Source organism: Microbacterium sp. SL75, assembly GCF_026625865.1.
Lineage (GTDB): Bacteria > Actinomycetota > Actinomycetes > Actinomycetales > Microbacteriaceae > Microbacterium.
In genome coordinates this window covers 880404-894519 of the sequence record NZ_CP113067.1, presented here as the reverse complement: position 1 = coordinate 894519, position 14116 = coordinate 880404, and the positions used below count along the sequence as shown (strand labels likewise).

Sequence of the window (14116 nt, the reverse complement as noted above, 5' to 3'; positions counted from 1 at the left end):
ACACCGGCACGATAAAGGAGCCGCCGCGAGATGGGCCCGCGCGCCCACGGGCTTGACAGGCCCCACGGGGATATGGCATCCATTCTTCTGAATGGACTAATCGGTTCGCACGTCGCCGTCGTCGCGCCGCCGCGCACCCGTGCCGAGCGTGACGGTCGAGGCGAGCCCCAGGGTCAGGAAGGCGGCCGCGGTGAAGGCCGCCGCTCGGGTTCCGTCGCTGAACGCCGCGCGGGCGTTGATCGCGAGATCCTGCGTCTCCGGTGAGGCGCCCAGGCCCGCGATCGCGGCGCCGGCGCTGTCGACCACCTCCGAAACCACCTGGTCGCGCGGGGCCGCGGGGATCCCTCGCTCGTCGAGGGTGGATGCCAGCACCCCCGCCGTGGTCGAGAAGAGCACCGTGCCGAGGATCGCGACACCGAGCGCTGCCCCCAGCTGGCGCGAGGTTGACTGCGTACCCGAGGCCTGTCCGCTCGCCGAGGGAGGGACGTCGGCCAGGACGACGCCGGTGAGCTGCGCCGTGGCCAGGCCCACACCGAGTCCGTAGACGAAGAGGAAGGGCACGAGCGGCCCCCAGCCGGCATCCGGTCCGATGGTGAAGGCAACGCCCGCGACGCCCACGATCTCGGCGAGAAGCCCCCCGCGCACCACCCAGACGGGCGCGACCCTGCCACTGAGAGCACCCGCGAACCCGCTCGCCACGAACGAGCCGACGGCCAAGGACAGCAGCAGCAGGCCGGTCTGCAGCGCATCGAAGCCGACGACGAACTGCAGCCAGAGGGGCAGCGCCAGGATGATGCCGAACTCTCCCAGAGACACGACGGCCGCGGCGATGTTGCCGTTGCGGAAGGACGTGATCCGGAACAGGTCGAAGGCCAGCAGGGTCGAGAGTCCCCGACGCTGGCGCCGCAGGCCCCACGCGATGAAGGCGACCAGAGAGATCAGGGCCACCGCGAAGGCGATCGGGATGGGGGAGAGCGAGAGTGGCCAGGTCCAGCCGCCCACCGAGGGCGTCTGATCGAGCGTCCACCACCCGTACGTGCGGCCCTCGATGAGTCCGAAGACGAGCGGGGCCATCGTGAGCACCGAGAGCAGCGCGCCGACGCCGTCGATGCGCTGGGCCTTCTCGCTCCGGGACTCCGCGACGGTCAGGGCGACGCCGATCACGATGACGACGCCGAGGGGGATGTTGATGCCGAAAGCCCACCGCCAGGAGAACGACGTGGTCAGCCACCCGCCGAGGAGGGGACCCACCGCGGCCATGCCGCCGATGGTCGAGCCCCACACCGCGAAGGCGATGCCGCGTTCGCGCCCGCGGAAGGTGGCGTTGATGATCGACAGGGTCGTGGGCAGGATCATCGCGCCGCCCACGCCCTGGATCAGTCGCGAGAGGATCAGCAGGCCGCCGGTGGGCGCGAGGGATGCGGCGATCGATGCCCCCGCGAAGATCACGACGCCGAGCTGCATCAGCCGTCGTCGCCCGAAGCGGTCGGCGAGGCTGCCGAACACGAGCAGGAACGACGCGAAGACGAGGGTGTAGGCCTCTTGGACCCATTGCACCTCGGTCGAGGAGATCTTCAGCTCGTCGACGATCGAGGGCACGGCGACGTTGACGATCGTCGAGTCGACGATGATCAGCGACACGGCGATGCTGATGAAGACGAGCCCCGCCCAGCGGCGCCCTGCCTGTGTGTGGTTCATGTAGCTAGCTTATCTAGCTATGTCCAGGAGCGGGAGGGCTTGCGCGAGCGGCGACGATCGCCCCCGCGGCGGGGCGGCGGGGCGGCGGGGCGGCGGGGCGGCGGGGCGTCGGGGCGGCGGGGCGGCGGGGTGACGGGGCGGTGGGGCGGCGCGGCGGGGCGGCGGCGCGCTGGGGCGAGGGCGTCAGCCGCCGTGGCGTGGGCGCGGCGTCGCACGCGGCGAACGTTCGCCCGGCGGAAGCGGAATCGGCGTCGTGCCGGCGACCTCGTCGCTGAAGTCCTCGGGCTCGGCCGCGACGGTCGCGATGGGCCGAGTCTCGTCGAGCGTGAGGCGGAAGCGCTTGGTCTCGTGTCGGTGCAGACGGCCCGACATCGCGGTCCAGGTCGCGCCGATGGCGCACGCGACGACCGCCACGATCGCCGCCAGCGCGATGGCCACGCGAGGACCGAACTGCGCCGCGACCGCGCCGACGATCGGGGCGCCCACGGGGGTGCCCCCGAGGAGGATCGCCATGTACAGCGCCAGCACGCGACCACGCAGGAGGGGGTCGGTCGTGGTCTGCACGTAGCCGTTCGCGGTGGTCAGGGTCGTCACGACGCAGAAGCCGGTCAGCACGAGCGTGGCCGCGTAGGCGCCGTAGCTGGGCGCGAAGACCGAGAGGGCGGATGCCACGGCGAAGCCGCCGGAGCCGACGATCACCACCCGCATCCGGGCGCGCTCTCGTCTCGCGGCGAGGAGGGCTCCGGCAAGGGAGCCGATCGCGACGAAGGAGCTCAGGAGGCCGAAGCCGTCGGCGCCGCGATCGAACTCGAGGGCCATCGTCGAGGCGAAGATCGGGAAGTTCATGCCGAAGGCGCCGAGGAGGAACACCATCACGAAGATGACCACGAGGTCGGGTCGCCGTGCGACGTAGCGGAAGCCGTCGGCCAGGCGAGCGGGGCCGCCGCGGCGGTGACGGGCGACGAGCTCGTGCGGGCGCATGAGCAAGAGAGCGCCGAGCATCGCCAAGAAGGTGAACGCATTGACGAGGAAGACCCAGCCGGTGCCGACGAGCACGATCATGATGCCGGCGGCGGCGGGACCGATGAGGCGGGCCATGTTGAACGACGCCGCATTGAGGGCGACGGCGTTCGAGGCGTTCTCCTGTGAGACCAGGTCGGAGACGAAGGCCTGCCGCGCCGGGTTGTCGAAGGCCGTGACGACACCCAGGGCCAGTGCGAAGCAGAACATCAACGGCAGGGTCATCGCCCCGCTCAGCAGCAGGATGCCGAGTGACACCGCCAGCAGCAGAAGAGCGCTCTGCGTGCACATGATGAGCTTGCGGCGGTCGAACCGGTCGGCGACCCACCCGGTGACGCTCACCAGGAGCAGCGGGGGAGCGAACTGCAGGGCCATGGTGATGCCCATGGCGGCGGCGTCATTGTTCGTGAGCTGTGTCAGCACGACCCAGTTCTGGGCCGTGGACTGCATCCATGCGCCGACGTTCGAGACGAGGGCTCCGATGAACCAGACGCGGTAGTTGAAGATCGACAGCGACCGGAACATCGATGTGCTCATCTGTCGGCCACCTTCCTCATGATCGTCGTGGCGCGGGCCAGCGCCTGTCTTTCTTCGGGGGAGAGCTCGGCGAGAGCCTCTTCGACGAAGGCGTCTCGTCGCCGGACCGTCTCATCGACGATGCGGCGGCCGAGATCGGTGAGGTCGATGCTCACGCGGCGTCGGTCGACCTCATCGGGAATGCGGGTCAGGTATCCCGCGTCCTCCAGCAGCGACACCGTGCGGTTCATCGACGGGGCGGTGACGCGCTCGCGGTCGGCCAGCTGGCCGAGCGTGTGCGCCCCGTGCACCGTCAACGCGGCGAGGACGGCGAACTGCCCGTCGCTCATGGTGTCGACGGCCCGCTGCGCCCGAAGGCGCCGGGCGAGCCGGAACGTGGCCATGCGCAGCTCGGACGCCGCTGCGCTGTGGTCAGAACTCAAGTCGGGAAGGGGGGATTCGTCGACGCGATCATTCATATTCCTAGACGTCAGATTATCTCATTAGCCTTGCTAAAGGAACGGGCGGACCCCGTTCTCCCCGCGTCCGCCGCCCTAGACTCCCCCCATGCCCGAGTTCGTCGACGCCTATGGCATCTCGATCGTCTACGACGTCTACGAAGCGGCCGAGCCCCGGGCGGTGGTGCAGCTGCTGCACGGTGTGGGGGAGCACGCGGGGCGCTACGGCGCACTTATCGAGGCGCTCGTCGACGCGGGCTACACGGTCTATGCCGACGATCACCGCGGTCACGGGCGCACGGGGCTGCGGCAATGGAGCGGTGACCGCCGCAAGCTCGGACGGCTCGGGCCCGGCGGACTCGGAGCCGCCCGCGACGCGGTGTGGACCCTCACGCAGCGCATCCGCGCGGAGCACCCCGACCTGCCTCTCGTGCTGCTCGGACACTCGTGGGGTTCGTTCCTCGCGCAGATGCTGCTGGATCGGCATCCCGAGGCCTTCGACGCCGTGGTGATGACCGGCTCGGCCCTGCGGGTGCCCGGTTCGCTCAACGCCGGGGATCTGAACGCCCCGTGGAAGCACCTGCGGGGCTCGGGCATGCAGTGGCTGTCGAGCGATGAGCAGGTGGGTCGAGACTTCGTCGCCGACCCGCTCACGACCTCCACGCCGCTCGCGCGGCTCTTCGGTCCCCTCGAGACGGCGAAGCTCCTCGGGCGGCCGCGACGCGGCCTCGAACGCGACGTGCCCCTGCTGCTCATGGTCGGTCGCGACGACACCGTCGGCGGGCCGCGCAGCGTGCACAGACTGGCGGACGCCTACACGCGTCGCTCCGGACTGACGGATGTCACGATTCTCGTGTACCCGGGTGCCCGTCACGAGATCTTCGCCGAGCGGTGCCAGGCCGAGGTGCGGGCGGATCTGCTGGCGTGGCTCGACGAGCGGATGCCGCAGCGCCGCTGACCAGGATGGCGCACGTCGCTCTTTGTCGCGGAGTCGCTGTGTTCGTGCGCGGTCAATCGCGTGTGCTATTTCACACTTTGATAACACGTATGAACATGTACGAACACGCCGTAATTCAAGCGTTACCTCCTGCGAATTGACCCCGCGGCCGTGAACGGCCAAGCTGAAGCGGTCGATGGCGGCGCGTGGCGCCGCAAATGGGCCCTCGGGTCCCTCAATGCTGAGGAAAGCGCACACGGACGTGACGATGACAAACTCACAAATCTCAACAGAAGTAAACAACCCCAACAGGACGCCGAGGTGGGTTCAGGCTCGGGCTTCGCGCCCGGAGCGGCTCGGCAACGGCATGTTCGCCGTCCTGTTGGTGGTGCCGGGCATGGCGCTCATGGCCGTCGTCGTGGCGTATCCCCTCGTCTCGGCCTTGGTGACCGCCTTCTTCAAGCAGAGCCTGGTGCTGCCCGGTCGCGAGTTCGTCGGGTTCCAGAACATCGTCGACGTGCTGCAGGACGACTTCCTTCGCCTGCTGTGGCAGACGCTGGTCTTCACGCTCGGCACCACGATCGCCCCGTTCGTCATCGGCTTCGCGCTGGCGCTGGCCCTGAACACGCAGATTCGCGGGTCGAAGGTTTTCCGCGGGCTCATGCTCATCCCCTGGCTCGTTCCGGGGGTCGTCGTCTCGTTCCTGTGGATGTGGATCTTCAACGCCAACTACGGCGTGATGAACGCGATCCTCGAGCCGCTCGGGGTCAGCCCGCAGGCGTGGCTCGCCCAGCCCGGGACCGCGATGTTCGCCGTGATCGTGGCCAAGACCTGGCAGTCGTTCCCCTGGATGATGGTCATGCTCCTGGCCGGCCTGCAGACGGTACCGAAGGAGCTGCACGAGGCCGCCGAGATGGACGGGGCCGGTACCGTGCGCCGATTCTTCTCGATCACCGTCCCGCAGATCGGCGGGATCATCGGCCTCGTGCTGCTGCTGGAGTTCATCTGGAACTTCCAGCACTTCGACATCATCTACGTGCTCACCGGCGGCGGTCCGGCCGGATCCACCGAGACCTTCGCGACCTCGGTGTACGAGACGGCCTTCCACGGTTTCGATCTCGGTCACGCCGGTGCCCTCGGCCTGCTCTGGCTCATCCTGCTCATGGCGCTCGTCGTCGTCTACGTCCGATTCTCCGAGAGGGGCGAGAAGCGATGACCAGCACCGCACTCCCCACCGTCACCCCCGCCCCCGACGTGCCGCCCGTGGTCGCTCCGGCACCCGAGCGTCGTCGTCGCCCGAGCTCGGGGCTGCGCTCCGACCGCCCCGGCGTCCGGCTCGCGTCGTGGGTCGCGCTCATCGTCTGCGGCGGCTTCGCCCTGCTCCCGATCTACTGGCTGCTCGCCACCTCGTTGACCCCGCGGGACCAGGTCTTCTCGTACCCGCCGAAGCTGTTCCCCACCGAGATCACCTTCGACGCCTACACCTCGCTGACCTCCAACCCGCAGCTGTTCACTTACCTGCAGAACAGCGTGATCGTCTCGGTCATCACCGCTCTGCTGTCGGTGATCGTCTCGGCTTACATGGGGTATTCGTTCTCGAAGTTCCGGTACCGCGGGCGCCGCCAGCTGATGTACTTCGTGCTGGCCTCGCAGATGTTCCCGCAGGCGCTGCTGCTCGTCACCCTCTACAGCGTGTTCAGCGCCTACGGTCTGCTCAACACCTACACGGCGCTGGTGCTGTCGTTCACGACCTTCACGCTGCCGTTGTGCGTCTGGATGCTCAAGGGCTTCTTCGACACCATCCCCGACGAGCTGATCGAGGCGGCCCGGGTCGACGGTGCATCGCGCCTGCGCACGATCCATTCGATCGTGCTCCCGCTGGCCGCCCCCGGTCTGGTCGCCGCCGGTCTGTTCGCCTTCGTGCGCGGCTGGAACGACTTCATCTTCGCCCTGACCCTCGCCGGCCCCGACAAGCAGACGCTGCCCCCGGGGCTCGTCAACACCTATGTCGGTGAAGCGGCAACGGCGTGGCCCGAGCTCATGGCCGCCTCGCTCGTCGTGTCACTTCCCGTGGCGATCGCCTTCATGCTGCTGCAGCGCTTCCTCGTCAGTGGCATGACGGCCGGCGCCGTCAAGGGCTGACCGCCCTTCTCCCTTTCTTCTGCTCACCTGTCAAGGAGGACACCTATGTCAGCTTCATCGCTCCCCAACCCGTTGATCACCCGTCGTCGCGCGCTGCAGATGTTCGGCATCGGCGCCGCCGCCGCGGCCCTCGCCGGGTGCGTACCCAGCGGCAGCGCCGGTCCCGCAGCCGGCGCGGCCGGCCTGAACGGCGCCGACCCCACCGACTTCGCGTTCTCGTCGTGGTCGCTCACCGAGGAGTCGGCGAAGCCGGCGCTCGAGGGCACCCTCGCGGCCTACGAGAAGGCCCGCGGCGTCGCGATCAAGCGCACGGCGTTCCCGTACAACGAGTACATCAACCAGCTCATGCTGCAGGTCACGGGCGGTCAGTTCACCGGCGCCGCGCACGTCGACGTCGCCTGGCTCGGAAGCCTCGCGGCCACCGGCAAGCTGCAGGACGTCTCGGCCCTGGCATCCGGTCGCGGCTACACCTCTTCGGCCCTGCAGGCGGCCACCTTCGACGGCGTTCAGTATGCCTTGCCCTGGACCATCGGCGCGATCGGCCTCGTCGCCAACTCCGAGACGCTCGGCAAGGTCGGCGTCGCCCCCGATGCGTTCCCGACGACGGTGGACGAGTTCGAGAAGACCCTGGTCGCGCTCAAGGGCCTCGGAAACGGCCTCATCCCGTACGCCGCCTCGACGAAGGCCGCGCAGCTCAAGGACATCCTCATCTGGATGCAGACCTTCGGCAGCCCGCTGGTCGACGGCGACACCGTCACGATCGGCGATGACGCCAGCATCGAGGCGGTCACCTGGTACAAGGGGCTCTACGACCAGGGCCTGATCGCCGCCGACGTCGATCGCTTCGACGCGCGGAGCCTGTTCGCACAGGGTCGCGCCGCGATGTACGACGACGCCCCCGTGGGCCGTGCCGCGGTGACGAAGGAATCGCCCGACGCGAATCTCGCGAGCAAGCTCGCCCCTGTCTCACGTCCGGTAATGAAGGCCGGCGACACCCCGCGTGCCCTCGTCTGGGGCGGCGCGATCGCCGTGGTCAACGGAACGGGTGCGGCGACCGCGGGCGACTTCGCCCAGTACGCCACGTCCGACCTCGACGCGATCCTGGCCGACTACGCCCTGCGCGGTCTGCCGCCGGCGACCACAGAGGCGCTCTCGTCGTCGGAGGTCGCCGCCGACACCTTCGGTGCGCAGTTCGGCGAGCGCATCACGGCCACGGCCAGCTCGAACCCGCTGTGGAAGTTCACCGCGTACTCGCAGATCGAGTCGGCGATCGCCGACAACGTCCAGGCCGTGCTGATCGGATCCGCTTCGCCGGCGGACGCGATGAAGCGGGCCGGCGAGGCCGCGCAGAAGCTGGTCGGCTGACGTGCGGTTTCTGCGCGGAGGGAGCGCGGCGGCGATCGCCGCGCTCGCCCTCGGGCTGATCGTCGCGCCGTCGGCACACGCCGTCGGTGGGGTGCCGACGGTCGAAGAGCTCCCGTTCGCGGTCGACTCGTCGAACCAGGCGGCGTGGTGGAACCCCCTCGACGTCGTGGGGGACGTGACCTACTTCGCCTTCAACGCCCCCGCGGCCCAGGCCGCGCGGCACGAGGTGCATCTCGCCTCGCGTGCTGCCGACGGCACGTGGGCCGAGGGGTGCCTGCGCACCTCCCCGGGAGCGGCGTGCGTCACCTTCGTCGACGACAACGGTCACAACCAGCCCTCCATCGTCGTCGACGGTGACGGGGTCATCCACGCCTTCGTCTCGATGCACAACGAGCAGTGGAACTACTTCCGCTCCGACACCGCGGGCGACGTGAGCACGATGGTGGATCGCACCTCGACCATGCCCGATCTCGACGTCGACATCACCTACCCCGTGACCGCCCGCGGAGCCGACGGCGACGCGTGGGTGCTGGTGCGGACCGGGACGGATGCCGACGGTGCGCGCGAGGGCGTGCTCTACCACTACGACCGGAATGCCGGCTCATGGGGGCGCGAGACGACCATCGCCGCGGCGAAGGGCTACTCCTTCTACCCCGACGACCTCGAGGTCTCGCCCGACGGTCGCGTGCACGTGCTGTGGGAGTGGGGCCCGTTCCCCGCCGACCCCGCGCGCCACCTCGGCTCGTACGCCGTCTACGATCCGGCGACGGGGTCACTCGCGGACGCTGCCGGCGCCACGGTCCCCGGCCCGATCACCCCCGCCTCGACGGGCGCGATCGTCTGGCGACCGTTCCTCACCGGCGAGACGATCCGCAGCTACACCCCGGCGGTGCAGTCCGCGAAGCTCGCCCTCGACGGCTCCGCTCTCGCGGGCATCGGTTACCGCTTCGTCGAGAAGGACCGCACGGCCTACGACGCCCGCTTCGTGCGGTGGGACGGATCGTCCTGGATCGACGAGAAGGTCGTGGACTCCGCGGCCCTCGGCGACGGCGTCGCCACGTCGGCTGCCGTCGACCTCACCCGCGCCGGGTCGACGACGCGGCTCTACACCGTCGTGACCGCCCAGGTCTGCGGCGAGGTGCGCAGCCGCGCAATCGTCGCCGAGCGCGCCGACGCAGCCGCCGCGTGGACCTATGCCGCTGTCGGTGAGCCGCTTCTGGGCCAGCAGCGCCTGCGGGCACAGACGCGATCGACCGATGACGCCGACGTCGTCTACCTCTCCGCTCCTGCGGCGGCCCCAGCCCGTCTCACCCGCGCCGTCGTTCCTCGAGACGCGGCCGTCGGTCCCGCCACCTCGCTGTCGACCCTCGTCTCGGACCTCCGCGACGACCCGGGCGGCGTGAACGTCGCGCTGGGCGCGACGGCCACCGCCTCGTCGAGCCTGGGAGCAGACACCGGCCCCGCACTCGCCATCGACGGCGTCTGCAGCGACGCCAGCCGGTGGATCTCGGCGGTCGGTGGCACCGCTCCGTGGATCTCGCTGAGCATGACCGCGCCGGCGGCGCTCGACGAGGTGCGCGTGCGCAGCGGCTACAGCGCCGACTCGGGCTCCGCCGCCGTCCTGCGCTCCTTCGAGGTGCAGGTGCACACCCCCACGGGCTGGACGAGTCTCGGCTCCGTCACCGCGAACACGCAGCGCCTCGTGAGCGTCCCGGCCGGCGGCGTCGTCGCGGACGGCGTGCGGCTGCTCATCAGCGACCCGTCGGCATCCACCACCGACGTCGCCCGGGTCTTCGAGATCGAGGCGATCGCCGTGGACTGAGCCCGTCGATCTCTCCCCGCACCACATTCGGACGCCCCCGCGTCCCCAGGAAGGACACCCGCAGAATGCGTTCACACACGGCCGACTACGACGTGGTCGTCGTCGGCGGAGGACTCGCCGGAGTCGCCGCCGCCATCGCCGCCGCCCGGCTCGACCGGCGCGTCGCCCTCATCAACAACCGACCGGTCCTGGGCGGGAACTCCTCGTCGGAGGTCCGTGTCTGGGTGTGCGGGGCGACCGCGCACGGCAATCAGCGGTGGGCGCGCGAGAACGGCATCATCGGCGAGCTGTACCTCGAGAACCAGTACCGCAACCCCGACGGCAACCCCATCCACTGGGACGACGTGGTGCTGGATGCCGTGCGTGCCGAGCCGAACATCTCGCTGTACCTCAACACCGACGTGCGCGACGTGGCCGCCACCGGCCCCGAGGGTGCGCGCCGCATCGAGTCGGTGACGGGATGGACCATGGGAGCCGAGACCGAGACGCGCTTCGTCGCCCCGGTCTTCCTCGACTGCACCGGTGACGGACTCGTCGGCCACCTCTCCGGAGCGAGGGCGCGGCTCGGCAAGGAGTCGCGGGTGGAGTTCGACGAGGACTGGGCGCCGGAAGAGGCCGAGCGCACCTTCCTCGGCTCGACGCTGTTGTTCTACACGAAGGATGTGGGGCATCCGGTGCGCTTCGTCGCACCCGATTCGGCGAAGTCGATCCTCGAGACCCCGATCCCGTCGTCGCGCATCATCCGAAGCGGTGACAGCGGAGCGCACTACTGGTGGATCGAGTGGGGTGGCGAGCTCGACATCGTGCACGACAACGAGCGCATCCGCGACGAGCTGCGCTCGGTCATCCTGGGCATCTGGAACCACATCAAGAACTCGGGCGAGTTCGACGCCGACAACCTCGACCTGGAGTGGATCGGCAACGTCCCCGGCAAGCGCGAGTACCGCCGCCTCGTCGGCGACTACACGCTGCACCAGCGCGACATCATCGAGCAGACGCGTTTCGACGACGGCGTGGCCTTCGGGGGCTGGTCGATCGACCTGCACCCCAAAGAAGGGATGTACTCGACCGGTGCGGGCGCCGTGCAGCGCTTCTCGAACGGCGTCTTCGAGATCCCGTTCCGCTCCCTCTACTCCGCCGACGTCGAGAATCTCTTCATGGCGGGGCGCGACGTCTCGGCCACCCACATCGCGTTCGGCGCGGCGCGCGTCATGGCCACGTGCGCCGCGATGGGCGAGGCGGCGGGGACCGCGGCATCCCTCGCGCTCGCTCATCACACGAGCCCCCGCGGGCTCTACGAGAATCACCGTGAAGAACTCCGACAGCTGCTTTTGCGACAGGACGCCCCGCTCATCGGCGTGGCCGACACCGACCCGCAGAACCTCGCCGCCACGGCGCGGGTGACGGCCTCGGGCGTGCGCGGGGGGCTCGGACCCAGCGAGGCAGCTTCGGTCCGGCTCCATCCGCTCGAGCACGACCTCGGCATCGTCGTGCCCGTGCACCCGCGTCTCGACGGCTTCGACCTGCGGGTCACCGCTGAGCACGACGTCGATCTCGAGGTCGAGGTGTGGTCGACGGGGCTCCCACAGAACGTCGTCCCCGAGCACCTCGAGCACGCGGTCACCGTCGCCGTGACCGCGGGCCAGGCGCAGTGGGTGCACGCCCCGGTGCGGTGGGAGCCGCAGACCCCGGCCAACGCGGTCGTCGTCTTGCGCGCCCGACCCGGCGTGAGCGTGTTCGTGGCGGACGAGCTTCCGCCCGGCATCCTGACCCTCGTCCACACCTCGGATGCCGACGACCAGAACGTCCAGGTGAGCCTCGACGAGCTGCTCGTGCAGTGGCCGACCAAGCCGTTGCGGGGGCGGTCGGTGCAGTTCCGCGTGCCCACGCCGTCAGAGGCGCTGGCGCCCGAGCGTGCGTTCGGCGGCTACCAGCGCCCCTTCGGTGGTCCGAACCTCTGGGCCTCGGCTCCTCTGGCCGAGGGCGACGCGTGGCTCCGTCTCGACTGGGAGCGGCCGGTCGTCGCGCGCGAGGTCGTGCTGATCTTCGACGACGACCCCGACGTCGAGCTCAACACCCTCCACCACCATCGCGATCCCCACCTCGTGATGCCCTCGCTCGTCGAGGCCTACCGGGTCGAGGCGCAGACGGCCGGGGCGCAGGAATGGGTCGAGGTCGCGGCGGTGGCGCAGAACAGGCGTCGCCGCCGCCGGCACCCGCTACCCGAGGGGCTCGGCGCGATCAGCGCCGCGCGAGTGGTGGTGACGGCGACCCACGGCGCGCCGGAGGCCCGCATCGTGGCCTTCCGTGTTCAGGAGTGACATGCCGCGCGATACCGTAGCCCCCAGAACAGACCGCCCCGCGGCGCGCGCGAGCGCCGCCCGGTCCTCGACGAGGAGCCCCGCCATGACCGACACGCCCTCGGCGACGCGGCGGATCTCCCCCCTGTCGCGTCGCGAGCGCACGGGAATCGTCGCGCTGGCGGTGCCGAATCTCGAGGAACCGTACTTCGCCGAGCTGACGACCCTGCTGGCACGCGGCGCCGAGGCGCGAGGGCTGTCGATCCTCATCCAGCAGACCGAGGGTGACCACCAGCGAGAGATCGATGTCGCGAACGGGGTGGGGCTCCCGGCGACCGACGGCCTGATCCACATCCCTCGGTCTTTGACCGTCGGAGATCTGACGCGGCGCACCGACCCGGGTCCGCTCGTCCTGCTCGGCGAGCACATCGCCGTGAGCCCCTTCACTCACGTCTCGATCGACAACCGTCGCACGGCGGACCTGGCGACGGCGCACCTCGCCTCCTCCGGGTGCGGTCGGGTCGCCTTCCTGGGTCCTCGCGTGTCCCGTCCCTCGGATGCCGCGGACCAACGCTTCGCCGGCTACCGCGACGCCGTGTCGCGCCTGGGCTTGGCCGACGAGCCCGGCCTGATCGTGCCGGTCGACGCCTTCACCTCGGAAGAGGGTGCGGAGGCGCTGCGGCGTCTGCACGATTCCGGCATCGCCTTCGACGGCGTGGTGTGCTCGAACGATTCCGTGGCCTTCGGCGTGCTGGCGGCACTGAACGAGCGCGGGCTCGTGGTGCCCGGCGATGTCGCGGTGATCGGTATCGACAACGTACACGCTGCGCAGTTCTCGGTGCCGGCGCTGTCGTCGGTCGCACCCGACGACCACGGCATCGTCGAGGCGGCGTTCGCCGAGCTCGAGCGTCAGATGGCGGCTCGCCCGGGCGCCGACGTCCCGGTCCGGCACATCGTGGTCGACGCCACGGTCATCGCGCGAGCGAGCACGGCGCGGTGAGCGCGGCTGTCGCCGCCCGGTCTTCTCGAGGACGCGGGCGCGTCTCAGTCGTCGCCGTCGGCGGCCACCCACAGCTCGGCGACGTGCGCGCGCAGCGTCTCTTCGGCCTCCTGGGAGAGCCCCGCGTCGGTGACGACGAGGTCGACCTCGTTCAGGTCGACGATCGTGGTGAGTCCCACCGCTCCCCATTTGGTGTGATCCGCGAGCACGACCGCCCGGGCCCCCGCAGCGACCAGCGCGCGGTTCGTCTCTGCCTCAAGCAGGTTCGAGGTCGTCAACCCCGCGGTGAGGTCGATCCCACGGACGCCCAGGAAGACGATGTCGCAATGGAGGTGCTCGAGCGAAGCGACCGCGACCGGGCCGACGAGCGCGTCGGCGGGGGTACGGACGCCACCGGTGAGTACGACGGTCTGGGTGTAGGGCTCGTCCGCCCGGTCGGGGCGGGCGAAGACGTCGGCGACGGGCAGCGAGTTCGTCACGATCGTGAGGTCGTCGATTCCGCGCAGCTCGCGGGCGAGCGCCCAGGTCGTGGATCCACCGCCCAGACCCACCGACATGCCCGCCTCGACGAGTTCGGCGGCGCGGCGCGCGATGGCGCGCTTGCCGTCGCCGTTGCGGCGGGCCTGCGTGGCGAGGTCGCGAGAGCCGCCGATCCCGGGCTGCGGGCTGCGGGCTCCGCCGCGCACCTTGTCGACGCGGCCGTCGGCGGCCAGCACGTCGAGATCGCGCCGGACGGTCATCTCGCTCACACCGAGGGTCACGGCCAGGTCGGGAACCGAGGCGGCGCCCTGGCGGCGGACCTCGGCCAGGAGGCGGGATCGGCGTTCGGCGGCGAGCACGATCGCTCCTCTCGTTCGG

The 14116-nt window shown here is 70.1% G+C and carries 11 protein-coding genes; 7 read left to right on the top strand and 4 right to left on the bottom strand.

Annotated elements, in window-relative coordinates:
• Positions 1-96: 96 nt before the first annotated feature.
• From OVA17_RS04065 to OVA17_RS04055, 3 genes are all read right to left on the bottom strand, one after another.
• Positions 97-1698 (bottom strand): DHA2 family efflux MFS transporter permease subunit, encoded by a 1602-nt coding sequence (locus OVA17_RS04065; RefSeq protein WP_267788351.1) that lies wholly within the window; start codon positions 1696-1698, stop codon positions 97-99.
• A 183-nt stretch (positions 1699-1881) separates the two neighbouring features.
• Complete coding sequence (locus tag OVA17_RS04060; RefSeq protein WP_267788350.1) at positions 1882-3255, bottom strand: MFS transporter; 1374 nt, start codon at positions 3253-3255, stop codon at positions 1882-1884.
• Positions 3252-3713 (bottom strand): MarR family winged helix-turn-helix transcriptional regulator, encoded by a 462-nt coding sequence (locus OVA17_RS04055; RefSeq protein WP_210076118.1) that lies wholly within the window; start codon positions 3711-3713, stop codon positions 3252-3254. The genes OVA17_RS04060 and OVA17_RS04055 overlap by 4 nt, the downstream gene beginning before the upstream one ends.
• 88 nt (positions 3714-3801) lie before the next feature.
• Here OVA17_RS04055 and OVA17_RS04050 point away from each other — a divergent pair, with 88 nt between their 5' ends.
• The 7 genes from OVA17_RS04050 to OVA17_RS04020 all read left to right on the top strand — a co-directional run bounded on the left by OVA17_RS04050 (position 3802) and on the right by OVA17_RS04020 (position 13258).
• Complete coding sequence (locus OVA17_RS04050; RefSeq protein ID WP_267788347.1) at positions 3802-4650, top strand: alpha/beta fold hydrolase; 849 nt, start codon at positions 3802-3804, stop codon at positions 4648-4650.
• 346 nt (positions 4651-4996) lie between these two features.
• A complete protein-coding gene (locus tag OVA17_RS04045) occupies positions 4997-5845 on the top strand; it encodes a carbohydrate ABC transporter permease (protein ID WP_210111339.1) in 849 nt (282 codons plus the stop codon).
• Positions 5842-6771 (top strand): carbohydrate ABC transporter permease, encoded by a 930-nt coding sequence (locus tag OVA17_RS04040; RefSeq protein WP_267788344.1) that lies wholly within the window; start codon positions 5842-5844, stop codon positions 6769-6771. The genes OVA17_RS04045 and OVA17_RS04040 overlap by 4 nt, the downstream gene beginning before the upstream one ends.
• A gap of 45 nt (positions 6772-6816) precedes the next feature.
• A complete protein-coding gene (locus OVA17_RS04035; RefSeq protein WP_267788342.1) occupies positions 6817-8136 on the top strand; it encodes an extracellular solute-binding protein in 1320 nt (439 codons plus the stop codon).
• A 1-nt stretch (position 8137) separates the two neighbouring features.
• Positions 8138-9958, top strand: coding sequence for a BNR-4 repeat-containing protein (locus OVA17_RS04030; RefSeq protein WP_267788341.1), 1821 nt, complete (start codon positions 8138-8140; stop codon positions 9956-9958).
• A 65-nt stretch (positions 9959-10023) separates the two neighbouring features.
• Positions 10024-12279, top strand: a complete 2256-nt coding sequence (locus OVA17_RS04025) for an FAD-dependent oxidoreductase (protein WP_267788340.1) — start codon at positions 10024-10026, stop codon at positions 12277-12279.
• 85 nt (positions 12280-12364) lie between these two features.
• Positions 12365-13258: a LacI family DNA-binding transcriptional regulator gene (locus tag OVA17_RS04020; protein WP_267788339.1), complete on the top strand. Its 894-nt coding sequence runs from the start codon at positions 12365-12367 to the stop codon at positions 13256-13258.
• Between the two features lie 44 nt (positions 13259-13302).
• On the opposite strand, the gene OVA17_RS04015 is transcribed toward OVA17_RS04020, so the two are convergent.
• Complete coding sequence (locus OVA17_RS04015; protein ID WP_267788338.1) at positions 13303-14097, bottom strand: DeoR/GlpR family DNA-binding transcription regulator; 795 nt, start codon at positions 14095-14097, stop codon at positions 13303-13305.
• Between the last annotated feature and the right edge of the window lie 19 nt (positions 14098-14116).

What these genes read in the sequence shown, in the direction of transcription:
- OVA17_RS04065 (WP_267788351.1), bottom strand. Translation starts at nt 1,698, where the DNA reads ATGAACCACACACAGGCAGGGCGCCGCTGGGCGGGGCTCGTCTTCATC.
- OVA17_RS04060 (WP_267788350.1), bottom strand. Translation starts at nt 3,255, where the DNA reads ATGAGCACATCGATGTTCCGGTCGCTGTCGATCTTCAACTACCGCGTC.
- OVA17_RS04055 (WP_210076118.1), bottom strand. Translation starts at nt 3,713, where the DNA reads ATGAATGATCGCGTCGACGAATCCCCCCTTCCCGACTTGAGTTCTGAC.
- OVA17_RS04050 (WP_267788347.1), top strand. Translation starts at nt 3,802, where the DNA reads ATGCCCGAGTTCGTCGACGCCTATGGCATCTCGATCGTCTACGACGTC.
- OVA17_RS04045 (WP_210111339.1), top strand. Translation starts at nt 4,997, where the DNA reads ATGTTCGCCGTCCTGTTGGTGGTGCCGGGCATGGCGCTCATGGCCGTC.
- OVA17_RS04040 (WP_267788344.1), top strand. Translation starts at nt 5,842, where the DNA reads ATGACCAGCACCGCACTCCCCACCGTCACCCCCGCCCCCGACGTGCCG.
- OVA17_RS04035 (WP_267788342.1), top strand. Translation starts at nt 6,817, where the DNA reads ATGTCAGCTTCATCGCTCCCCAACCCGTTGATCACCCGTCGTCGCGCG.
- OVA17_RS04025 (WP_267788340.1), top strand. Translation starts at nt 10,024, where the DNA reads ATGCGTTCACACACGGCCGACTACGACGTGGTCGTCGTCGGCGGAGGA.
- OVA17_RS04020 (WP_267788339.1), top strand. Translation starts at nt 12,365, where the DNA reads ATGACCGACACGCCCTCGGCGACGCGGCGGATCTCCCCCCTGTCGCGT.